Source organism: Microbulbifer epialgicus, assembly GCF_041447265.1.
Lineage (GTDB): Bacteria > Pseudomonadota > Gammaproteobacteria > Pseudomonadales > Cellvibrionaceae > Microbulbifer > Microbulbifer epialgicus.
On the sequence record NZ_JBGMEK010000069.1, the window covers coordinates 1 to 22,377 of the forward strand.

The following is a 22,377-nucleotide window of genomic DNA, read 5'->3' on the forward strand; positions in this document are numbered from 1 at the left end:
TCCCACAGAGCTGGTGCATTTTCGCAGCCGAATTGGCGAGATCGGTGTTGAAAAAATTTTCAAGATGTCGGTACAGCTCCATGACGATGCCATTGAAGAGAAGACCGTAAACGTCGATACCACGGTACAAGAAAAGTTTATTACCTACCCAACGGATGGCAAGTTGGCGATAAAAATTATTAACCGCTTGAATAAGCTCGCGAAGAATAATGGCATTCAGCAGCGCCGGACCTATGCCAAAGAAGTAAAAGAAATGGGACTTAAACTACGTTTCTTTCGTCACGTCAAGAAGCGTTCGAGCGCAAAAAAAGCGGTAAAACGCCTGCGAACCATCGCGGGAATTCTGTTGCGGGAGTTGAGAAGAAAATTACCTGAGAGCCTTTTGCACATTTTTCAGGATGATTTTGCGCTGTATGAGCGTGTCTTGAAACAACAGAAAAATGATAAAGACAAAATCTACAGCTTACACGAACCACAGGTGTACTGTATTGCCAAAGGCAAAGACCATAAGCCGTATGAATATGGCAGCAAAGCCCCCATTGTCTCTACTGCGAAAGACGGCATTATTCTAAGCGCTGTGAGTCATCCAGAAAACATTCACGATAGCAAGACCTTAGATGAGGTGATCAGCAAAGCGAACGAAGTCAGAGAGTCCAAGATTGAAGAGGCCATATGTGATCGGGGCTATCGGGGAAAGAAAATGGCTGAAGGTGCAGAAATAGTTTTACCCAAGCCTGCATTGAAAAGGGACAACCGCTACCAGCGGGAAAAGAAACGGAAAAAATGTCGGCGTCGAGCGGCGATTGAGCCGCTAATTGGTCATCTCAAATCTAATTTTCGACTGTCAAGAAACTTCCTTAAAGGCACAGTGGGTGATGCGATCAACCTTCTCATGGCCGCGTGCGCCTGGAATTTGAGGAAATGGATGGTTAAGGCGCTGAAGGCATTTTTTTGCGCCCTAAAAAGGCACTTTTCCCTATTTTTTTAGCCTCAAATCCACGCTCGTTAACGATATGGCTCTTTTACATGCGCCTTGAGAGTTGAATTTGGTGAGAATCATCCCGTAAACCCATGCCGTCCCGTACTGGAGGTGAGTGTTTGGCTTTTTTCAGGGCCGACTAAATATATCCCTGTAAGCTCGTAATCGGCATCCATATCTCATACGGTCCCGAGCGTAGTGTATTCTTTCCTTCCCTCTTTTTAGTAAAAGGAAGGGCTTCCAACGGATCTGGACGGGAGAATTCGAAAACTGAACTTGACTTGACGAAGCAACTTCTGAAAAACTGCTAGCTGTCAGATCAAGTCTGAGCTACTAAATGCCGGTGATTAAATATTTTACTTCCTTCAGGTATTTAGCTCAAATCGTATTCCGCCTGTACCTGCACCACCAATTTCTACAACTGCGACTGACCGAAAATTACCCCCATGTTCATCACTAAGCAGATAAGATCCGCCTACTGCTACAGCGGCGCGAGTAGCATCACTCCAGCCTGTTATCCAGAATGTTCCATCATTCTCATCTTGTCGATTTCCATTAGATGTGCCTATTTGTGTATGTTGGCCGTCACTAGTATTTAAGATGTACATGTAGGTATCCTCATTATTAAATGCTATTAATATGATGGTGATAAGTTAAAACGAGTTATAACCGAACTTGCTCTTTGATGGTTTAAATAAGCGGCGCTACTGGTTGATTTATTGTCGCCCAAGCAACCAATAAATACACCACTATGAGCAAGAATACCGTTTTTGAAATTTTAGGTCGACTGGGGATTGATGACCCGCTGGCAGAACTGCTCTTCCGAAGTGCACGGGAGCTGCTCCGGCAGACCTTAGGGCCGAGTTATTTACCTTTATGGAGTCTTATCAGGGAGCGGCGATTAGGTAATAGTCATGTGATCATAACAGCCTGGCATGAATTCGTCAGAACTAGTCATTAGTGATGCTGCCATGGGTTTCTGGGCAGCGCCCGAAAACGTTACGGTACATACTCTGGCATGCAAGGGTCGGCCTGCCGTGAGAGTATGCTGCACCTAGTTTATGCTGGGTATGTGCATAGAAAAAAATGGATAAAGTACGGGGCTTTGGCTAATTGCTGAAGACCATTACTGGATTAAATTAAAATATGGAGAGACAGTGTTAACGACTGGCCAGAGCGCCGTTTGATCGGATTGGCTAAACACCAGAGTTTGCAATATCTCTTTTTTTGCTGGCAAGTACCTCAAAAATATTTTTACTGGCTCGTCCCATCGTATGATTTAAATCGTAATCACTGTATAAGGTTTGTTGCAGCATGGACGGTGTTTTTTAGTTACAATATTTTAAAATTTTACAAGAGTGGCGAATCGATACTTTACAACACTTTAGTGTTTTCTAAAAATATGAAAGTTCTTCTCCTACAATTAGTTTAGTTAAATCAGTTGGCGCTGCGCACTGGTTGAATTAATTTAATCAAATACTCATGTCAATTGACAGGTGTCGATTCGGCCATTGACATGGCTCTGCACTAAAGTACGATAAATCCTGCCTTGGGTAAGTGTTCCCTTACTATTTTATTCTCCCTGATAAATGAATGTGAGGCGTTTAACGTTTTGGTTCTTATGACTACTTTCTTTTAATCCATAAAGGACATATTTCTTCCAGGGCTAGAGAATTATTTTGAGATGTGTTTCCAATTCCTGGATGTTTGAATTACTTTGAAATAAATGAAGGGTGGGCTGGAGGGGGAGCCTGATTTTTTGTGTGCTTTCAGATTGTGAGTTTTGAATTCCGATAGGGCCTTTAATAAGGCCCTGTAATACAAGCATGGATAATAAGTATGGATAGTAAAAAATCACCCGATAAAAAGAAGTCAGTTGAAGGTGTTAGCCGTCGAACTTTTGCTAAACGGGCCCTACAGGCTGGGTTGGGGGCGGGTGCAGTAGCCACTGGACTAAGCTCCGCTTTTACTGGTAATTCGACACAATTTTATGATGAATACGACTATGTCATAGTGGGTTCTGGGGCTGGAGGAGGTCCATTAGCCGCTAACCTGGCTAGGGCGGGCTTTAGGGTATTGGTGTTGGAAGCAGGGGCTAATGATCCCAGTGACGATACGCATAATATTCCCGCATGGCATCCCTTTGCATCAGAGGATCGCAAATTAAGTTGGGATTTTTTTGTCAAGCACTATGCGGACTTCGACCAGCAAAAGCTGGATAGCAAATATGTGCCCGGGAAGGGGGTTCTTTATCCCAGGGCTGCCACGATCGGCGGTTGTACTACTCATCATGCACTGATCACCGTCTATCCCCACAATAATGATTTTGACCGCATTGCCCAAAGTACGGGCGATAGCTCTTGGGAAAGCTGGAATATGCGGCGTTATTTCCAGCGCCTTGAGCGCTGCCAGTATGTATCTCGCCCAATCTTTTCAAATCCCTCGCGCCACGGGTTTGATGGTTGGTTACCCACAAATCGGGGCAATCCAGCGTTGCTGTTGGAAGATCCTGCGATTCTTAAAATTGTTAAAGCAGCATTAGCCAAATACGGTTTAGAGGGGGCGATCGACCAAATTATTACGGGTAATATGAATCTGGATATCAACCACTGGGACGTTGCCAGCGGGCTGGAGGGGCCATTCATTGCGCCAATGGCGGCTGATAGCAAGAGCAGGCGAAGCGGCGTGCGTGAGCATTTGTTGGATACCCAGGCTATCTATCCCAACCTACTGCATATTCGCACTAATGCGCTGGCCACACGGGTATTATTTGAGGGTAACACGGCGGTTGGGGTTGAGTTTCTGGAAGGGGCGAGCCTCTACAAAGCGGACCCCTATTATGATGAGAGTGGAACCGCTGGCATATTGCGGCAGGTGCGGGCAACCAGAGAGGTCATTTTATCTGGAGGGGCTTTTAACAGTCCGCAACTCTTGAAGCTTTCTGGAGTCGGCCCTGCACACGAGCTGCGAGACCATGGGATTGATCCGGTCGTAGATCTGCCAGGCGTAGGTGAGAACCTGCAAGACCGCTATGAGGTGGGTATTGTCAGTGAGATGACTGAGGATCTGGCGTTACTGAAAGATTGCACTTGGGGTGCCGATGGAGATCCCTGTCTGAACCGGTATCGCTATGGCTGGTTTAACAAGGGGCCTTATAGCGGTAATGGCCCGGTTCCCTCCCTGGTGAAACGTTCGAAGCCGGACCTGGAAGATCCCGACCTGTTCATCTTTGGTGTGCCTACAGACTTTCACGGATACTTTCCAGGGTACTCTGAGGCACTAAGAAACTACAAAGATCGATTCTCATGGATCGTCTTGAAAGGACATACCAATAATACAGCTGGCCGGGTAACTCTGCATTCTGCTGATCCACGGGACACACCGGATATTAATTTCCACTATTTCGGTGAGGGGAATGATGCTCTGGGGGAAGATCTACAGGCGGTGGTTGAAGGGGTGAAGATCTCCCGCGACATTATGTCGGGCCCACTTGTGAGCAAAGGTGTCTCAAGAGAGCTGCTACCCGGTGCGGAGATACAATCAGATCAGCAAATCGGGGATTTTGTTAAAAACCAGGCCTGGGGTCATCACGCCTCCTGTTCCAACAAGATGGGGCCTGCCAGCGATCCCATGGCGGTAGTCGATAGTAAGTTCCGGGTACATGGCACCAACAACCTTCGGGTGGTGGACGCTTCAGTATTCCCAAGGATTCCGGGTTTCTTTATTGTGGTACCGGTGTATATGATCAGCGAAAAGGCCAGCGACGACATTATCGCAACGGCGACGGGCCAGGCTGTCTGATTTACCTTTGGCTCGAAATGAAAAAGCCCCGCAATGCGGGGCTTTTTTGATCAGAACGAAATGTTCTTCGGTGTGCGCGGGAAGGGGATTACATCGCGGATGTTGCCCATTCCGGTCACGTAGGACACGATGCGGTCAAAGCCGAGACCGAAGCCCGCATGGGGCACTGTGCCGTAGCGGCGCAGATCGCGGTACCAATCCAGGTGATCCTTGGGTACGTTCATCTCATCCATGCGCTCGTCGAGCTTCTCCAGGCGCTCTTCGCGTTGGGCTCCTCCGATAATCTCGCCGATCCCCGGCGCAAGAACGTCCATAGCGGCAACAGTCTTGCCATCGTCGTTCATGCGCATATAGAAGGCTTTGATATCCTTCGGGTAGTTCATCACGATCACTGGCTTCTTGAAGTGCTTCTCAGCCAGGTAGCGCTCGTGCTCAGAGGCCAGGTCGATTCCCCAGGATACCGGGAATTCGAACTTCTCTTTGCAGTTTTCCAGGATTTCAATCGCCTCAGAGTAGTTGATGCGGGCGAAATCATTGTCGATGATGTTCTCCAGGCGGCTGATCGCCTCCTTATCGATACGTTGGGCGAAGAAGGCCATATCGTCGGCGCGCTCTTCCAGTACCGCTTTGAATACATACTTCAGCATCTGCTCGGAGAGGTCGGCGACATCTGCAAGGTCGGCAAAGGCCACTTCCGGTTCCACCATCCAGAACTCTGCCAGGTGGCGAGTGGTGTTGGAGTTTTCTGCGCGGAAGGTCGGGCCGAAGGTGTATACCTTGGACATGGCCAGACAATAGCTTTCCACGTTCAGCTGGCCGGATACAGTAAGAAAGCTCTCTTCGCCAAAGAAGTCCTTGCTGTAGTCGATAGCACCTTGCTCGTTACGTGGCAGGTTTTCCAGATCCAGGGTGCTCACACGGAACATCTCACCGGCACCTTCACAGTCTGAGGCGGTGAGGATCGGGCTGTGCACATACAGGAAGCCGTTTTCGTGGTAGAAGCGGTGAATTGCCTGGGCGATACAGTTGCGTACACGGGCCACGGCACCGCTTACATTGGTGCGCGGGCGCAGGTGCGCATGCTCACGTAAGTGCTCCATGGTGTGCCGTTTGGGGGACATAGGATAAGTGTCCGGGTCTTCCACCCAGCCAACCACTTCCACTTGGGATGCTAACAGCTCGATAGACTGTCCCTTGCCTTCGGAAGGCTTGATAGTGCCGACAATATCCACCGCGCAGCCGGTAGTTAGTCGCTGCACTTCCGACTGATAATTGTGGAGATTATTCTCGGCGACCACCTGGATCGGGTCAAAGCAGCTACCGTCATGTACGGCTAGAAATGAGAGGCCGGCTTTGGAGTCACGGCGGGTTCTGATCCAGCCCTGCACGCGAACTTCTTCGCCCTCTCGGCCGCTGGACTTTAATAGGCTATCTATGGATTCGACTTTTACTGTCATTTTCTATCGGTTTCTCGCTGGTCCTGAAGGTGGAGAGTTGGCAACTTGCCTAAAGCTGAACGACCCACCAAGGTGAAGTTACGGCGGGCATATTGACCTGTTGCCGAGGGGAAATCCAGCCCCTTGGCGATTGTGACTTTGATACAACAGGGCTGGGCCTACCAGCGGATCCCGATTGCGTGCCCACAGCCACTAGCCGTAAAAACTTCCCCATTTCCTCATTAGTAAGGGCGATGCAGCCAGCGGCTCAATTAAACCGCTGGGTCAATGGCGTCAACCAGCCCAGCCAGTTGTGTTGGCCGTGAACCATGATGAGATTACTGGGAGATACGCCCCGAGACTCAGCCTGGGCCCAATCTCGGGCATTGAGGTGGAAAATATGTACGGTGCGATAGTGCGGCGAGTTCTCCTTTGTAGCTTTGCTATTGATGGTGTCGAGGATTTGAGCTGAAGGAGGCGGAGAGGGCGGGAAAACCAGGCTGGAGGTCCGGCCTGGCAATCACTGCGGGGATAGGGCTTTAGCCACGCGGCTTAACCACCGTATGCAGAACGGTATCCTGCTCGAAAAAGACGTAAAAATCGGTGTATTCCCAGCGGGTGATTGCCGGCTCACCAATTGGGCCCTTGATGCTTAAGGGTTCCCCCAGTTTCGTGGTTACATCATTTTTTTTCATCCCGCGAACTTCTTCAAAGGACAGCTCGCCAGCTTGGGAACCCGGGGGGATCTCCAGGGGTTTTGCCTGGGCTCCGAAAGCAAGAAGCAGTGCTACGGTACCAACAATTTGGGCTACTCCGTTGCGATTTCTGCTGAACATTTATTGTTCTCCGGTTTTTGTGTTCGAATACGCCACCCCCATTAAAACAGAAAAAATGCCAAAACACTTCGACTTCTTCACGTTTTTCAATGCCAGCGGATGCGTGGATTGAATAAATAGGGTTAGACAGGGTGTGCTAGGCTGACGGGTAGGTTTGGTCCTGCGAGCAGGCAAGGATGCGACTTACAAAAATCTTCTCAGTTCTTGGCCTGCTTGTGGGCGCGACATTTTTTGCGCTGTCCCTAACTCCTTCCTTGATTCCCCGCAGTGCCTATATGCAGGGGATACTCGCGGGAACCGCTTTCACATGCGGTTATATCGTTGGTGTGTTTATCCACTGGTTGTGGAATTACCTCGAGATCCCAGATATACCGGTTACTAAATGGCAGCGCCGTATGTTAAAGCGCGGTGCCCTGATCTTCTGTATCTGTTTGGTTGTAGGCTTTCTTTGGCAGGGAGCTCATTGGCAGAACTCTATACGCTCTCTGATGGCGATGCCGCCAGTATCGGGGGTTCGCCCTTTCACTGTCGGATTTGTAGCCCTGCTGGTGTTTCTCTCTCTCTGGGCTATAGGCAAAGGGTTCCGGCGAATTATTCGTGAGGTCACAAAACGTCTGGAGATGCACATACCGGAACGTGTGGCCTTACTTACCGGACTGCTGGTGGCACTGGCACTCTATTGGGGGATTTTAAATGGTGTGCTCCTGAATACAGGGTTGCATATCTTTGCGGTGATTTCTGAGCGGCACGACACGGCAGTTGCCGAGGGATTGTCGCCCCCAAAAGATCCGGAAAAAACTGGTGGGGCGAGATCGTTACTCTCTTGGGACAGTGTCGGGCACCAGGGGCGACGCTTCCTCACACTCGGTCCCTCGGTAGAAGATATCAAGGAGGTGGCCGGGCAGGGGATTGAGCCAATCCGGGTCTTTGTGGGATTGAATGCAGCGGAGACCCCAATACAGCGCGCCTACCTGGCATTGGCGGAACTGAAACGTGTCAAAGCCTTTGAGCGAGAGATACTATTGATTGCAACCCCGACCGGAGCGGGGTGGATTGATCCAGGTGCGGTAAACTCCCTCGAATTTCTTTATCGGGGGGATGTGGCTACGGTCGTGGCCCAGTACTCTTATCTACCGAGCCCAGTGGCACTGCTTACCGATGATGAGTACGGCCTGACTTCGGCCAGGGCGCTTTTTAAAGTGATCTATGAGTACTGGGAGAACCTTCCCACCCGAACCCGCCCCAGGCTCTACCTTTTCGGCCTGAGCCTCGGCGCTCAGCTGTCCGAGGACTCTTTCGATTTTTACGACATTATCGACGACCCTTTCGATGGTGCTCTTTGGGCTGGGCCACCATTTGGCTCCGGCATCTGGCAGGTTATCACTGATAATCGCGATCCGGGAACTCCCGCTTGGTTGCCTCAGTTTAAAGGGGGTGAGGTAGTGCGCTTCGGTAACCAATACGGGGGTTATTTAGGGCAGGAGCCGTGGGGTCGATTTCGTATTGCTTTTTTACAACATGCTAGCGACCCGATAGTTTTTTTCAACCTGCGATGGATGTTTCGCAAGCCTGACTGGTTGGAGCGGCCAAGGGGCCCGGATGTCTCTCCGGATTTGCGCTGGTTTCCAGTTGTCACCATGCTTCAACTCGTGGCGGACTTGAATGTGGGAATTGCACCGCTGGAATTTGGTCATCGTTACTCGCCAGCCGGCTACATTCTTGCCTGGATGGCTCTGACCGAACCGCCCGACTGGGATGAGGAAGAATTGCAGCGCCTACGGGAGAAGTTGAAAATTTATCCTGTGCGTTGAGAATGTGCAATTGCCTGGGTAGCTTGGCTTATTTTCCAATGGAGGAGCCCAGGATGGCATGTGAATACTGCAGTAGCAAATGTGATGTTCTTATTATGCATGAGAAAAACATAAGGTGTTTTCTCATATGAATTACATGGCTACGAGAGTCCACTCTTTTCTTTGCCTTACATGGATGTTATCTGCCTTTTGTTGAGGAAAGCCAGAGGTTGATCTGGGGTGGGCTATGCTAGGCTGACGTTAGGCTTGGTCCCGCAGGCAAGCATGGATGCGAACAATAGCCGCTTTTTCAGTTTCTGGCCTGTTTCTGGGCGCGATTTTTTTTGCTCTGAGTTTAACCCCTTCGCTGATTCCACGTAGTGCTTATGTTCAAGGCATTCTTTCCGGTGTGTCTTTTACCCTTGGGTATTCTTTTGGCGTACTTATTCGCCTTTTGTGGAAATATTTGGAAATTCCCGATATTCCACTAAATAATCGGCAGCGACAAGTAGTGAAGCGCTGGGTAATTATTTCAGGCACCTTTTTAATTTTCGGGTTTCTCTGGCAAGGTACTTACTGGCAGAACTCGGTGCGTACATTGATGGGTATGCCAGCGGTATCAGGGGCTGGTCTCATCACCATTGGGGTTGTGGCGCTAATTGTATTTCTATTCTTAAGATTGATAGGTAGAGGGTTCCATAAGGTCGTTCTTGTGGTGTCGGCCCCACTAGCGAAAAGGATTCCTGAGCGGGTGGCAATGATCGCTGGGCTATTGGTGGCGCTATTGCTTTACTGGAGCATATTGAACGGGGTATTGCTGCGGTTAGGTCTGCACGCAATTTCAATCGTCTATGAGCAACTGGATGAGGTTATTGCCGAGGACTTGCCGCCTCCGAAAAACCCCAATAAGACGGGTGGGGCAGACTCGCTGTTGTCCTGGGAAAGCGTGGGGCACCAGGGGCGCCGATTTCTGACGCTCGGACCTACTGCCGAAGATATCAAAGAAATTGCAGGAGAGGGAATAGACCCGATTAGAGTCTATGTGGGGTTGAGATCTGCCGATACTCCCCAACAGCGTGCACTCTTAGCACTTGAGGAGTTGAGGCGGCTCAGGGCATTTGAGCGGGAAATATTACTGATCGCTACGCCAGTCGGGGATGGTGCGGTCGTTCTAGGTGCGGTGGACTCCTTGGAGTTTCTGTATCGAGGCGATGTAGCTACCGTAGCGGCTCAGTATTCTTATCTACCGAGCCCAATCGCGTTGCTGACGGATGATAAATATATCCGGACGTCGGCTCGCTCTCTGTTTAAGGTGATTTACGATTACTGGGTAGACTTGCCTGTCAGTACGCGCCCAAGGCTTTATCTCTTTGGGTTTAGTTTGGGTGCACAGCTTTCCGAAGACTCGTTCGAATTCTACGATATTATCGATGACCCCATTGATGGTGCACTCTGGGCCGCCCCGCCCTTCAGTATGGGGCTATGGCAGATGATTACCGATAATCGAGATCCAGGCACGCCTGCCTGGTTACCTCAATTCAAGGGGGGAGAGGTGGTGCGCTTTGGTAATCAATTTGGCGGCTATTTGGGGCAAGAACCCTGGGGAAAGTTCCGTATCGCTTTCCTCCAGCACGCCAGTGATCCGATAGTCTTCTTTGATTTACGCTGGATGTTTCGCAAGCCAGACTGGCTGGAATACCCTAGAGGACCTGATGTATCCCCGGACCTGCAATGGTTTCCCGTTGTTACCATGCTGCAGTTGATCGCGGACTTTAATGTGGGAGTAACTCCGCGGGGTTTTGGGCACCGCTACTCATCGCTGGGATACACGCTCGCCTGGATAGCCCTGACCGAGCCCCCTGACTGGAGTGAGGCGGAACTGACGCGTCTGCGGATGGAACTAAAAACTCGTTCTACACCTTGAAGTTGTGTAAATACTTGGATTTCTTGGCTCTTTTCCGTTTAAATCGGCCCTATGTTAAAACCTGTACCCCTATATATCGGCCTGAGATATGTGGCTGCCCGGCGTCGACAGCAGTTTATTTCCTTTATTAATGGCTTCTCTCTGGTGGGCATGGCGTTGGGCGTTCTTGCGCTGATCGTTGTGACTTCTGTAATGAATGGCTTTGATCGTGAGCTTAAAACACGGATTCTCAGTGTGGTTCCCCACGGTCTCGTTGAGCGTGAAGGTGGTCTGCAGGACTGGCAGGGCGTGGCGGAAAAGCTCGAGCAGCAGCCTCATGTTGAGGCAGCCAGCCCCTTCGTAAAGGGGTTTGCCCTGGTGAGTGCCTATGGCGACAGCCACGGTGTGCAGTTTCAGGGAGTGGAGCCGGCTGCCCTGCGCAATGTCTCCCAAGTGGGCGACAAGATGATTATGGGCAGCTTGGATGAATTGAAGCCGCGCAGTTATCATATTGTGCTTGGCCGTATCCTTGCCCAGCAGCTGAATGTAATGCCCGGTGAATCTGTGATACTCACACTGCCGCAGGTCACGGTAACCCCCGCCGGCATATTCCCACGAACCAAACGTTTCACCGTGGCTGGTGTATTTTCCGCCGGTGCCCAGGTGGATCAAAATATTGCCCTGATAAATATTGAGGATGCGGCCCGTCTCATACGTATGCCGGGCAAAGTTCAGGGCCTGCAGCTGCGCTTCGACGATATGGACAACGCCTTGGGCAGGGTTCCCCTCTATGCCAGTGAGTTGGGCGAAGGTTATAGCGGTGAGGATTGGAGTCACTCCCATGGCAACCTGTTCCAGGCCGTGAAGATGGAAAAGACGGTAGTTACCCTGATGCTGATGATTATCGTCGCCGTCGCTGCTTTTAATATCGTATCGGCCCTGGTGCTGATGGTGGCAGATAAGCGCTCTGATATTGCAGTGCTCAGGACCCTGGGTCTCACCTCCCGGCAGATTATGGCGGTGTTTGTGGTGCAGGGCAGTGCAATTGGTTTTATCGGGGCCATTAGTGGCGCGGTACTTGGAATACTGGTTGCGCTTAATCTGACAGAGATGGTTAGCTGGGCTGAGAACCTGCTGGGGGCCAAAATATTTGATCCGCGGGTCTTTTTTGTCAGTTATCTGCCATCGGAATTCCGCGCAGGTGATGCCGTAGTGGTGCTTTCCGCGGCTATTTGCATGAGCCTTCTGGCAACCCTTTTTCCAGCTTGGCGCGCCGCCCAGATTGAGCCCGCGGAAGCCTTGCGTTATGAATAAACATGTTACAAGTCCATTAATTAACATTGATTATTGATGCGATTTATACAAATTGAGAGACGACGAATAGATTGATGAATAGCCGAGTGGAAATAGATACTGAGCAAGCTCGTCCGGCACCGGATACCAATGATGCCGTGCTGGCCTGCCGTCAGCTGTGCAAGAGCTATCGGCAGGGAGGCAGGGACCTTGCGGTATTGCGAGGTGTTGAGCTGGAAGTAAAGCGTGGCGAGAAGCTGGCAATTGTTGGCGCCTCCGGTTCCGGTAAATCCACGCTGCTCAATCTGTTGGGGGGCCTGGATACGCCAAGCTCTGGCGAAGTGTGGGTGGCAGGCCAGAATCTGGCGGACTTGAATGCCAATGAGCGTGGCTGGCTGCGCAATAGTAGTCTTGGTTTTGTCTACCAATTTCACCATCTGCTCAATGAATTCACTGCCCTGGAAAATGTGGCAATGCCACTGCTGATTGGTAAGCGCAGTGTGGCGGATGCCCGTGCCGAGGCAAAAGCTATGTTGGAGGCGGTGGGTCTAGGTGAGCGAATCGGCCATAAGCCTTCGCAGCTTTCCGGTGGTGAGCGCCAGCGCGTGGCTATCGCACGGGCGCTGGTTACCCGTCCGGCTTGCGTATTAATGGATGAGCCTACCGGTAACCTGGACAGGGCGACGGCCCAGGAAATTCATAAATTAATGGATCAACTCAATCGGGGTATGGGTATCAGTTTCGTGATCGTGACTCATGACCCGGATCTTGCTGCAGCACTGGACCGCTGTCTGCACTTGATAGATGGCGAACTTCTCAGCGATTGGCATCAGGGTGACCATGTTTAAGCCGCTCCCCGCATTTATTGGCCTGCGCTATGCGGGCGCTCAGCGGCGTAGCGATGACTCCGCCGGCCTGGTTTCCTTTATCTCAGGCCTGTCGATGATCGGCCTGATTCTCGGCGTCGCTCTGATGATTGTGGTGATGTCGGTAATGAACGGTTTCGATCGTGAGCTGCGCGAGAGGATTCTCGGCATCATGCCCCATGCAACCATTTACAACGCGAGCTCCGAAGTGGATTGGGCAGCTATGCGAAAAAAGCTGGCTGCCGATGCTCAAGTATTGTCTGCGGCTGAGGTGTGGCAGGTAAATGCATTGGCACGGCGTGGCGCAGAGGTGACGCCGCTTCTGGTTCAGGGCGTTAACCCTGATACGATTGTTGAAGTCTCGAATATCAGCGAATTCCTTAGTCCCGAGGCCTTCCCCGCAATGCTCGATGCGGTTGAGCCCGGTGTGGTGCTGGGTCGCGGCATCGCCGCGAAGTTGGGGGTGGAGCAGGGCGATTACCTTTCCCTGATTGTGCCTAACAATGACGCAGCTTCTGGTGGCCGCCGCGCCGCCCGTGTGGCGGGCTTTAGGGTGGTGGAGGTTTTTCACTCCGGCACTGCCCTTGACCAGACGCTGGCTCTGGTCTCCTGGAACCAGGCCAAGGCGCTTGCGGGCAATAAAGGTGGCGCGGGCATACAGTTACGCGTTACCGAGATGTTGGAGGCCAATTGGATTATGCGCCGCCTGCTGCAGGAGCTGCCCCGAGAGGGCTTCTACGGCACAGATTGGAGCCGTACTCACGGAAATCTTTACCAGGCGATCCAGATGTCGCGCAATCTGGTGGGGCTGTTAGTACTGCTGATAATCGCTATTGCCGCCTTCAATGTGGTATCCACTTTGGTCATGGTAGTGATCGACAAGCATACAGATATTGCCATCATGCGTACTATGGGTGCCAGCACTCGCCAGATACTCCTTACTTTTGTCAGTCAAGGGGCGCTGGTTGGCTTGGTGGGCGCCGTTGTTGGCGGTGTGCTTGGGGTGTTGGGTTCGCTCTCAGTGACAGATCTAGTAGCTGGCCTTGAGTCCGTCTTTGGCATCCAATTTCTCAAGTCTGACGTCTATCCGGTGGATTACCTGCCCTCGGAGCTTTCCTGGGGCGATGTGGCTTTGGTTGTAGGTGCCGGCTTCTTGCTCAGCTTGCTGGCTACGCTTTATCCAGCCCTCCAGGCCAGTCGAGTTCAGCCTGCAGCAGCACTGCGCAATGAGTAAAGGGGTAGAAGTGTGAGCAAGGCTGCCCGGGTATTGCGCAAAATGATGCCGGTGCCCGTGGCGATCACTGCATGGATAGCAGTATTGTTGGGCACTTTATGGTTTGATGCATGGCGGGTGAACACTTTCTGTCCCGCAGACATGCGGGAAGGTTCCGTTTGTTATGCCGAGGGATGGGAGGTACATCCGCTCTGGCTGGTATGCCTGGGCGCCATGCTTTCTGCTCTGGTGGTTGTATTGGCCGTGGCCATTTCCGCTTCTGGAGATCGTGCAAAGGCAACATCAATTGCCTTCCTGGCTGGTACTCTTGCCGCCCTGGGATTAGGCATTGCTACGGAATATTACCTGCCCGCGCTCCTGGCAATTGCTGCAGGGGCACTGTCTTTGTGGGGCATCAAACGCTTCCTCCTGCGGGAAATTAACTAACTGCAGAGCGCCTTTCCAGGCGCAGTTTCCAGCGTTTCACCACATGCCAGCGCCACAAGGCGCGCATAGAAAAGTAGGCTACTGTACCGAAGAAAACTCCTGCTAGCAGCGAGCCGAAAAACAGCGGCAACCAGATCTTTCCAACTTCATCTGTTAGCCACTCCCAGGACAATTCAATGTTGAAGTCCACCGGCGGCGTGCCCAAGATCCAGGCGCCCAGTTTATAGGTGCTGTAGAAAATGGCCGGCATGGTGAGAGGGTTGCTGATCCAAACCAGAATGATCGATAGCGGCAGGTTGCAGCGCAGCCATAGGGCCAGAAGCGCAGCAATAATCATCTGTCCGGGCAGGGGTAGGAAGCTGGTGAACACGCCGACCGCGAAGGCGACTGAAACCGAATGACGGTTCAAGTGGAATAAGTTTGGGTCGTGGAGAAGAGTCCCCAGAAACTTGAGCCCATTTTTGGCTCGGATTTCTTCGGGGCTTGGCAGCCATCGCCTGATAATACTCTTCGGCATAACTCTGTCTGAAACCTGGGTGCTGGCAGCTTTGTCAATGAGCGCTGTACCGGGCTTGGAAACTCTTTCGTCGGGATTTTTTCCCTTTCCCAGATAAGCATAGAGCGCCTCCGTCAGTGGAGCACGCTGTATCTGGCGCGGGCGCTATTATGCCCACTTCGTTGAGGCAAGACTACCACTGCCTGTAAAGTCATTAGGCGCCACATATTGTCAACAATCTTCAGGGCTGGCTTTGGTTGACGCCAGAAGCCGAGTGCTTTATGGTCTGGGGGCTTTTAAGATTGTCGACAATTCAGGAGTGGCATAAGCGCCATCGCTATGAACAGTCCGGTACTGGAGGCTCATTTGAGCTTGGCCGAGCGTCTCTTTTTAACATTGCGTGGTGAAATCGTTGAGGGTTGTATTGCCGCAGGCAGCAAAATCAGCGAGCCCGAGCTTGCCCGCCGCTTCAATGCCAGTCGCGGAAGTTTACGCGAAGCTTTGATGCGCCTGGAGTCTCTGGGCTTGCTGGAGCGCAGGGTAAATGTGGGCGCACGAGTAGTCGAGCTGAGTGAGCGCGGCCTGCTTGAGCTCTACGAAGTGCGTGAGGCCCTGGAAGGGATGGCGTGCAGACTGGCTGCCAAAGCGCGCAGTGAAGAGGACTTAGTAGCTTTGCGTAAAATGCTCGCGGGCCACGAACAGCAGGAGGAGCTGCAGGCTGGCAAGGCCTATTTCCAGCCGGAAGGGGATTTCGATTTTCATTTCCGTATTGTTCAGGCCTCCAAGAATGAGTTGTTGATCGACACTCTATGTAATCGTCTTTATTACCGTGTTCGTATGTATCGCTATCAGTTGGGTATGGCCAGTCCCAGGGCCCAGCGTGCGTTTCGCGAACACAGCCATATTATCGAAGCCATAGAAGCGGGGGATGGGGAGCTGGCAGAGTTATTAATGCGCCGGCATATCCGCGCTTCCAGGCAGAACATTGAAAATAAACTGAGGTAGAGTATGAGCCAAAAGCCTTCCGCCGGCGCGCGTTTCCGCACCGCACTCGCAGAAAATTCACCGTTGCAGGTAGTAGGTACCATCAATGCCTATTCTGCGATCATGGCCGAACGTATTGGCCACAAGGCGATTTACCTTTCCGGTGCCGGCGTTGCCAACGCCTCCTACGGCCTGCCAGATTTGGGCATGACCAGCCTCGATAATGTGCTCGAGGACGTGCGCCGTATTACCGCTGCCAGTGAGCTGCCGCTGTTGGTGGATATAGATACTGGCTGGGGTGGTGCTTTCAATATCGCCCGCACCATTAAAGAGATGATCCGTGCAAGCGCAGGTGCAGTACACATTGAAGACCAGGTTGCACAAAAACGCTGTGGCCATCGCCCGAATAAAGAGATCGTCTCCAAACAGGAAATGGTGGATCGCATCAAGGCTGCGGTAGATGCCCGTACCGATGATGACTTCTTTATCATGGCCCGTACCGATGCTTTTGCCCAGGAAGGACTGGATGCCGCCATCGAGCGTGCTCAGGCCTGTATAGAGGCTGGTGCCGACGGTATCTTTGCTGAAGCGGTAACAGAATTAGAGCATTATCGAGCCTTTAAAGATGCATTGAATGTGCCGATTCTGGCGAATATCACCGAGTTTGGTAAAACCGAACTGTATAACACCAAAGAGTTGGGTGACGCCGGTGCAGATATCGTACTGTATCCGCTGTCGGCGTTTCGCGCCATGAATCATGCAGCGGAAAACGTATACACCAGTATTCTGCAAAATGGCGACCAGAAAGCGGTTGTAGACACCATGCAGACCCGTGAGCAGCTGTACGATTACCTTAACTATCACGTGTTTGAGCAGAAGCTGGACGAGCTGTTTAAGAAGTAACGGGTTTTCTCATCGAGTGAATGCCGGTCCGATATTCACTCAACGAATACAGAAACTGCGTTTTAAAAAAGGGGAGAAAAGAAGATGGTAGAGAAAGCATTAGGTGGTGCTGGTCTGCGCGGCCAGGTTGCGGGTAAAACTGCACTGTCTACGGTGGGCAAATCCGGTTCCGGCCTGACTTACCGTGGTTACGATATCAAAGATCTGGCTGAGCACTGTCAGTTTGAAGAAGTGGCTTACCTGATTTTCTACGGAGAGTTACCTACTAGTGGTCAGCTTGCTGAGTACAAGGCGAAGTTAAAAAGCATGCGCGGCTTACCTCAGGCCCTGAAAGAAGTGCTGGAGCGTATCCCCTCTGATGCCCACCCGATGGATGTCATGCGTACCGGCTGTTCCATGTTGGGCAACCTGGAAGGTGAAGAATCCTTCGCCCAGCAATTGGAAAAAGCCAACCGCCTGTTGGCCGCTTTCCCATCCATAATCTGCTACTGGTACCGTTTCACCCACGACAATGTGCGTATTGAAACTGAAACCGATGATGACAGCATCGGCGGTCACTTCCTGCATATGCTGCGTGGCGAAAAACCTAACGCACTGCATGAGCAGGTCATGAACGTTTCCCTGATCCTGTATGCAGAGCACGAGTTCAACGCATCTACTTTTACCGCGCGTGTTTGTGCATCCACTCTGTCTGACCTGTTTAGCTGTATTACTGGAGCGATCGGTACCCTGCGCGGGCCCTTGCACGGTGGTGCTAATGAAGCGGCGATGGAAATGATCGAGCGTTTCGCCAATCCAGACGAAGCAGAAAAAGAACTGCTGGGAATGCTGGAGCGTAAAGAAAAAATTATGGGCTTTGGGCATGCTATTTATCGCGAGTCCGATCCGCGCAATGTGATCATCAAGGCCTGGTCTGAAAAGCTGGCTGAAGATGTGGGTGATACTGTGCTTTATCCAGTATCAGTCCGTTGCGAAGAAGTGATGTGGCGCGAGAAAAAGTTATTCTGCAATGCAGACTTCTTCCACGCTTCCGCGTATCACTTTATGGGGATTCCCACAAAGTTGTTCACACCGATTTTTGTAATGTCCCGCGTTACTGGCTGGGCTGCACATGTATTTGAGCAGCGCGCTGACAACCGCATTATTCGCCCGAGTGCAGAGTACGTAGGTGTTGAGCCTCGTACAGTCACTCCAATCGCCGAGCGTGGTTAATTTTCATTTCATTATTGAAGTGATGCACACCCAGTGTGCAGGTTTCAGGTTACCAGTGATTGGTGGCCTGAAGCCATTCTCAGAAGAGACACGATTTTAAAAAAAGATTCGACTGATTTACCTGCTATGAATACTGATTACCGCAAATCACTGCCCGGTACGGACCTCGATTTTTTCGATACCCGCGCCGCCGTTGACGCGATCCAGCCCGGAGCCTATGCCAAACTGCCGTATACCTCACGTATTCTGGCGGAAAACCTGGTGCGTCGCTGCGAGCCGGAAAAACTGACCGACTCCCTGAAACAGATTATCGAACGCAAGCGCGAACTGGACTTCCCATGGTTTCCAGCCCGGGTGGTGTGCCACGATATTCTCGGTCAAACCGCACTGGTAGACCTCGCCGGTCTGCGCGATGCTATTGCCGATAAAGGCGGTGATCCCGCCAAGGTAAATCCAGTTGTTCCCACCCAGTTGATTGTGGACCACTCTCTCGCGGTAGAGCATCCCGGTTTTGAGAAGGATGCTTTTGAAAAAAACCGTGCGGTTGAAGAGCGCCGTAACGAAGATCGCTTCCACTTTATCAACTGGACCAAAACCGCATTTGAAAACGTCGATGTGATTCCCCCCGGCAACGGCATCATGCACCAGATCAATCTGGAGAAAATGTCTCCGGTGGTGCAGGTGTGCGAAGGCGTAGCTTTCCCGGATACCTGTGTCGGCACTGATAGCCACACGCCGATGGTAGATGCATTGGGTGTGATTTCTGTGGGTGTGGGCGGTCTGGAAGCTGAGAGTGTGATGCTTGGCCGCGCCTCTTATATGCGTCTGCCGAATATTGTTGGAGTGGAGCTCACAGGGAAATTGCAGCCGGGTATTACCGGTACCGATTTGGTATTGGCTCTCACTGAATTCCTGCGCCGCGAGCGTGTTGTCGGTGCCTACCTGGAGTTCTACGGCGAAGGGGCTTCCAACCTGACCCTGGGGGATCGCGCCACTATTTCCAATATGACTCCGGAATATGGAGCGACTGCGGCCATGTTCTCTATCGATGAGCAAACCATCGACTACCTCAAACTCACCGGCCGCGATGATGAGCAGGTGGCTCTGGTAGAGAAGTTTGCCAAGGAAGCCGGCCTCTGGTCCGATACCTTGAAGGATGCCGAATATGAACGCGTCTTGAAGTTCGATCTCACTACTGTCGGCCGCAACCTTGCAGGCCCTTCCAACCCCCACGCGCTACTGCCGGCCTCGGAGCTGGCTAATCGAGGTATTGCCAAAGCCTGGGAAGAGAAAGCCGGTGAGATGCCTGATGGTGCTGTGATTATTGCCGCTATTACCAGCTGCACCAATACCAGTAACCCGCGCAATATGATTGCCGCAGGCCTGATTGCCCGCAATGCAAACAAGCTCGGTCTGACACGGAAACCCTGGGTGAAGTCCTCCCTGGCACCTGGCTCCAAAACGGTAAAAATGTATCTGGAAGAAGCCGATCTGCTACCGGATCTGGAGCAGATGGGCTTCGGTGTAGTGGCTTTCGCCTGCACCACCTGTAACGGTATGAGCGGTGCTCTGGACCCAAAAATCCAGCAGGAGGTGATCGATCGCGATCTGTATTCCACAGCTGTGCTTTCTGGCAACCGCAACTTCGATGGTCGTATCCACCCCTATGCCAAGCAGGCTTTCCTGGCTTCACCGCCGCTGGTCGTTGCCTACGCTATTGCCGGCACCATCCGTTTCGATATCGAAAAAGATGCGCTGGGATACGATGCCGATGGCAACCCGATTACCCTGAAAGACATCTGGCCCAGCGACGAAGAGATTGATGCGATCGTGCGTCAGAGCGTGAAGCCGCAGCAGTTCCGCGACGTGTATATCCCCATGTTCGAAGAGCGGGATGCCGCAGAAGAGCAGGGCCATGCACTCTATGACTGGCGCCCGATGAGCACCTATATCCGCCGCCCCCCTTATTGGGAAGGTGCCCTGGCAGGCGAGCGCGGATTGAAGGGCATGCGCCCGCTGGCGGTGCTGGGTGACAATATCACCACCGACCACTTGTCTCCCTCCAATGCTATTCTGGCCAGCAGTGCTGCCGGTGAATATCTGGCGAAAATGGGCCTGCCTGAGGAGGACTTTAACTCCTACGCAACTCACCGTGGCGACCACCTCACTGCCCAGCGTGCAACTTTTGCCAACCCGAAGTTGCTTAACGAAATGGTGCGCGATGATAACGGCGAGATTCGCCAGGGCTCCCTGGCTCGTGTCGAGCCGGAAGGGCAGGTTACCCGTATGTGGGAAGCCATAGAGACCTATATGGATCGCAAGCAGCCGCTCATTATCATTGCAGGCGCTGATTACGGGCAGGGCTCTTCTCGTGACTGGGCTGCGAAAGGTGTGCGTCTTGCCGGTGTGGAAGCGATTGTGGCCGAAGGCTTCGAGCGAATTCATCGCACCAATCTAATAGGTATGGGTGTATTGCCGCTGGAGTTTAAGCCGGGTACTACCCGTGAAACTCTGGGTATCGACGGTACTGAAAAATTCGATGTGATCGGTGAGCGTACTCCCCATGCCACGCTGACCTTGCTTATCCACCGCGCTAATGGTGAGACGATTGAGGCTCCTGTTACATGTCGCCTGGATACCGCAGAAGAAGTTTCCATTTATGAGGCTGGGGGTGTTTTGCAGCGCTTTGCTAAAGACTTCCTCGAAGCAGAAGCGACGGCCTGAGTTATGAAGTTTGCTCCTCAAGTAAAAATCCCCGCGACTTATATGCGCGGGGGAACCAGCAAGGGTGTTTTCTTCCGCTTGCAAGATCTGCCCGAAGTTGCCCAAGTACCCGGGCATGCCCGTGATAACTTGCTGCTCCGCGTGATTGGCAGTCCGGACCCCTACGGTAAGCAAACCGATGGTATGGGTGGCGCTACTTCAAGCACCAGCAAAACGGTAATTTTGTCGTCCAGCAATAAAGCCGATCACGATGTGAACTACCTGTTTGGCCAGGTTTCCATCGATAAGCCGTTTGTTGACTGGACCGGTAACTGCGGCAATCTCACTGCTGCCGTGGGTGCCTTTGCGATCAATAGCGGCTTTGTCGAGCCGTCCAGAGTGCCAGAAAATGGTATCTGCACCGTGCGTATCTGGCAGGCCAATATTGGCAAGACCATTGTTGCCCATGTACCGATGACCAATGGTGAAGTGCAGGAAACTGGAGACTTTGAGCTGGATGGCGTTACTTTTCCGGCAGCCGAAGTGGAAATTGAGTTTATGGATCCGGCCGATGGCGAGGGTGCCATGTTCCCCACCGGCAATCTAGTTGATGATCTGGAAGTTCCAGGTGTCGGTGTGCTTAAGGCCACTATGATTAATGCCGGCATCCCCACGATCTTCGTGAATGCAGAAGCTATTGGCTATACCGGAACTGAGCTGCAGGATGCGATTAATGGGAATAGCAAAGCGCTCGCCATGTTCGAGACTATCCGCGCTCATGGGGCTGTGAAGATGGGGCTGATTTCCTCTCTCGAAGAGGCTGCTGCCCGGCAACATACTCCGAAGATTGCTTTTGTAGCCAAGCCACAGGATTACATTGCTTCCAGTGGCAAGGAAGTGTGTGCGACCAATATTGATTTGGTTGTGCGAGCGCTCTCAATGGGCAAACTGCACCATGCCATGATGGGTACGGCAGCGGTAGCCATCGGCACAGCTGCGGCTATTCCTGGTACTTTGGTGAATCTTGCCGCTGGTGGTGGTGAGCGCGGTTCCGTCTGCTTTGGCCATCCTTCTGGCAACCTACGTGTTGGCGCGGAGGCAAAAGAGGTGAATGGTCAATGGACCGCAACTAAAGCCATTATGAGCCGCAGTGCCCGAATCCTGATGGAAGGGTGGGTGAGGGTGCCTGGGGATAGCTTCTAAGCCCGCATGGCTTTGCCTTGACGGGAACTTCAAAGGTTCCCGTTCTCCTTATTTTTCTTACACCACAGTTTTTCCTTGCTTATTCAATACATACTACTGGGTCAGAAGGAAAGAATACACTGCTCTCGAGACTCGCTGTTAATACTTCCCTGTAAGCTCGTAATCGGCATCCATGCCTCTTACGGTCCCGAGCTCAGTGTATTCTTTTCTTCCCTTTAGTTTAACGTAGAAACCCACGTCCTACGGACGTGGTCATGAGTGACTGGCTTTGCCTGTTACGAGTGAGGTGGCTCATGTTACACCTAGGTTCGA

Annotated in this window: 17 protein-coding genes; 13 read left to right on the top strand and 4 right to left on the bottom strand. The window is 52.0% G+C overall.

Translation table 11 applies throughout. The annotated features are described in order from the left end of the window. The first annotated feature begins 13 nt into the window (after nucleotides 1-13). Nucleotides 14-988: an IS5 family transposase gene (locus tag ACCI49_RS19365; RefSeq protein WP_371840809.1), complete on the top strand. Its 975-nt coding sequence runs from the start codon at nucleotides 14-16 to the stop codon at nucleotides 986-988. Between the two features lie 356 nt (nucleotides 989-1,344). Here ACCI49_RS19365 and ACCI49_RS19370 read toward each other — a convergent pair whose 3' ends face one another. Continuing rightward, nucleotides 1,345-1,587 carry a hypothetical protein gene (locus ACCI49_RS19370; RefSeq protein ID WP_371840810.1) on the bottom strand — a complete coding sequence of 81 codons (243 nt, stop codon included), beginning with the start codon at nucleotides 1,585-1,587 and terminating at the stop codon, nucleotides 1,345-1,347. A gap of 1,231 nt (nucleotides 1,588-2,818) precedes the next feature. On the opposite strand from ACCI49_RS19370, the gene ACCI49_RS19375 reads away from it, so the two are divergent. Next, a complete protein-coding gene (locus ACCI49_RS19375) occupies nucleotides 2,819-4,780 on the top strand; it encodes a GMC family oxidoreductase (protein WP_371840811.1) in 1,962 nt (653 codons plus the stop codon). Nucleotides 4,781-4,830: 50 nt separating this feature from the next. On the opposite strand, the gene asnS is transcribed toward ACCI49_RS19375, so the two are convergent. Beyond that, a complete protein-coding gene (gene asnS, locus ACCI49_RS19380; RefSeq protein ID WP_371840812.1) occupies nucleotides 4,831-6,237 on the bottom strand; it encodes an asparagine--tRNA ligase in 1,407 nt (468 codons plus the stop codon). Between the two features lie 518 nt (nucleotides 6,238-6,755). Further along, complete coding sequence (locus ACCI49_RS19385) at nucleotides 6,756-7,052, bottom strand: hypothetical protein (RefSeq protein WP_371840814.1); 297 nt, start codon at nucleotides 7,050-7,052, stop codon at nucleotides 6,756-6,758. A gap of 176 nt (nucleotides 7,053-7,228) precedes the next feature. Here ACCI49_RS19385 and ACCI49_RS19390 point away from each other — a divergent pair, with 176 nt between their 5' ends. The 6 genes from ACCI49_RS19390 to ACCI49_RS19415 all read left to right on the top strand — a co-directional run bounded on the left by ACCI49_RS19390 (nucleotide 7,229) and on the right by ACCI49_RS19415 (nucleotide 14,564). Then, a complete protein-coding gene (locus tag ACCI49_RS19390) occupies nucleotides 7,229-8,863 on the top strand; it encodes an alpha/beta hydrolase (protein ID WP_371840815.1) in 1,635 nt (544 codons plus the stop codon). Between the two features lie 268 nt (nucleotides 8,864-9,131). Then, the gene (locus ACCI49_RS19395; protein WP_371840816.1) at nucleotides 9,132-10,766 is read left to right on the top strand and encodes an alpha/beta hydrolase; all 1,635 of its coding nucleotides are present in this window, start codon (nucleotides 9,132-9,134) and stop codon (nucleotides 10,764-10,766) included. Between the two features lie 51 nt (nucleotides 10,767-10,817). Then, entirely contained in the window at nucleotides 10,818-12,059 is a 1,242-nt protein-coding gene (locus ACCI49_RS19400) for a lipoprotein-releasing ABC transporter permease subunit (RefSeq protein WP_371840817.1), read from the top strand. Nucleotides 12,060-12,133: 74 nt separating this feature from the next. Continuing rightward, nucleotides 12,134-12,886, top strand: a complete 753-nt coding sequence (gene lolD, locus ACCI49_RS19405) for a lipoprotein-releasing ABC transporter ATP-binding protein LolD (protein WP_371840819.1) — start codon at nucleotides 12,134-12,136, stop codon at nucleotides 12,884-12,886. Beyond that, complete coding sequence (locus ACCI49_RS19410) at nucleotides 12,879-14,138, top strand: lipoprotein-releasing ABC transporter permease subunit (protein ID WP_371840820.1); 1,260 nt, start codon at nucleotides 12,879-12,881, stop codon at nucleotides 14,136-14,138. Before lolD ends, ACCI49_RS19410 begins: the two co-directional genes overlap by 8 nt. A gap of 12 nt (nucleotides 14,139-14,150) precedes the next feature. Beyond that, entirely contained in the window at nucleotides 14,151-14,564 is a 414-nt protein-coding gene (locus ACCI49_RS19415) for a hypothetical protein (RefSeq protein ID WP_371840821.1), read from the top strand. Here ACCI49_RS19415 and ACCI49_RS19420 read toward each other — a convergent pair. Next, on the bottom strand, nucleotides 14,557-15,081 hold the full coding sequence (locus ACCI49_RS19420) for a DUF2062 domain-containing protein (protein ID WP_371840823.1): 525 nt from the start codon (nucleotides 15,079-15,081) through the stop codon (nucleotides 14,557-14,559). The two genes, ACCI49_RS19415 and ACCI49_RS19420, sit on opposite strands and share 8 nt — an antisense overlap. 318 nt (nucleotides 15,082-15,399) lie before the next feature. On the opposite strand from ACCI49_RS19420, the gene ACCI49_RS19425 reads away from it, so the two are divergent. From ACCI49_RS19425 to prpF, 5 genes are all read left to right on the top strand, one after another. Next, nucleotides 15,400-16,065, top strand: coding sequence for a GntR family transcriptional regulator (locus ACCI49_RS19425; RefSeq protein ID WP_371840824.1), 666 nt, complete (start codon nucleotides 15,400-15,402; stop codon nucleotides 16,063-16,065). 3 nt (nucleotides 16,066-16,068) lie between these two features. Continuing rightward, on the top strand, nucleotides 16,069-16,947 hold the full coding sequence (prpB, locus tag ACCI49_RS19430; RefSeq protein ID WP_371840826.1) for a methylisocitrate lyase: 879 nt from the start codon (nucleotides 16,069-16,071) through the stop codon (nucleotides 16,945-16,947). Between the two features lie 84 nt (nucleotides 16,948-17,031). After that, on the top strand, nucleotides 17,032-18,159 hold the full coding sequence (prpC, locus tag ACCI49_RS19435; RefSeq protein ID WP_371840828.1) for a bifunctional 2-methylcitrate synthase/citrate synthase: 1,128 nt from the start codon (nucleotides 17,032-17,034) through the stop codon (nucleotides 18,157-18,159). A 126-nt stretch (nucleotides 18,160-18,285) separates the two neighbouring features. Next, a complete protein-coding gene (acnD, locus tag ACCI49_RS19440; protein WP_371840830.1) occupies nucleotides 18,286-20,883 on the top strand; it encodes a Fe/S-dependent 2-methylisocitrate dehydratase AcnD in 2,598 nt (865 codons plus the stop codon). A 3-nt stretch (nucleotides 20,884-20,886) separates the two neighbouring features. Continuing rightward, nucleotides 20,887-22,065, top strand: coding sequence for a 2-methylaconitate cis-trans isomerase PrpF (gene prpF, locus ACCI49_RS19445; RefSeq protein ID WP_371840831.1), 1,179 nt, complete (start codon nucleotides 20,887-20,889; stop codon nucleotides 22,063-22,065). Nucleotides 22,066-22,377: the final 312 nt, after the last annotated feature.

What these genes read in the sequence shown, in the direction of transcription:
- ACCI49_RS19370 (WP_371840810.1), bottom strand. Translation starts at nt 1,587, where the DNA reads ATGTACATCTTAAATACTAGTGACGGCCAACATACACAAATAGGCACA.
- ACCI49_RS19375 (WP_371840811.1), top strand. Translation starts at nt 2,819, where the DNA reads ATGGATAGTAAAAAATCACCCGATAAAAAGAAGTCAGTTGAAGGTGTT.
- asnS (WP_371840812.1), bottom strand. Translation starts at nt 6,237, where the DNA reads ATGACAGTAAAAGTCGAATCCATAGATAGCCTATTAAAGTCCAGCGGC.
- ACCI49_RS19385 (WP_371840814.1), bottom strand. Translation starts at nt 7,052, where the DNA reads ATGTTCAGCAGAAATCGCAACGGAGTAGCCCAAATTGTTGGTACCGTA.
- ACCI49_RS19390 (WP_371840815.1), top strand. Translation starts at nt 7,229, where the DNA reads ATGCGACTTACAAAAATCTTCTCAGTTCTTGGCCTGCTTGTGGGCGCG.
- ACCI49_RS19395 (WP_371840816.1), top strand. Translation starts at nt 9,132, where the DNA reads ATGCGAACAATAGCCGCTTTTTCAGTTTCTGGCCTGTTTCTGGGCGCG.
- ACCI49_RS19400 (WP_371840817.1), top strand. Translation starts at nt 10,818, where the DNA reads ATGTTAAAACCTGTACCCCTATATATCGGCCTGAGATATGTGGCTGCC.
- lolD (WP_371840819.1), top strand. Translation starts at nt 12,134, where the DNA reads ATGAATAGCCGAGTGGAAATAGATACTGAGCAAGCTCGTCCGGCACCG.
- ACCI49_RS19410 (WP_371840820.1), top strand. Translation starts at nt 12,879, where the DNA reads ATGTTTAAGCCGCTCCCCGCATTTATTGGCCTGCGCTATGCGGGCGCT.
- ACCI49_RS19420 (WP_371840823.1), bottom strand. Translation starts at nt 15,081, where the DNA reads ATGCCGAAGAGTATTATCAGGCGATGGCTGCCAAGCCCCGAAGAAATC.
- ACCI49_RS19425 (WP_371840824.1), top strand. Translation starts at nt 15,400, where the DNA reads ATGAACAGTCCGGTACTGGAGGCTCATTTGAGCTTGGCCGAGCGTCTC.
- prpB (WP_371840826.1), top strand. Translation starts at nt 16,069, where the DNA reads ATGAGCCAAAAGCCTTCCGCCGGCGCGCGTTTCCGCACCGCACTCGCA.
- prpC (WP_371840828.1), top strand. Translation starts at nt 17,032, where the DNA reads ATGGTAGAGAAAGCATTAGGTGGTGCTGGTCTGCGCGGCCAGGTTGCG.
- acnD (WP_371840830.1), top strand. Translation starts at nt 18,286, where the DNA reads ATGAATACTGATTACCGCAAATCACTGCCCGGTACGGACCTCGATTTT.
- prpF (WP_371840831.1), top strand. Translation starts at nt 20,887, where the DNA reads ATGAAGTTTGCTCCTCAAGTAAAAATCCCCGCGACTTATATGCGCGGG.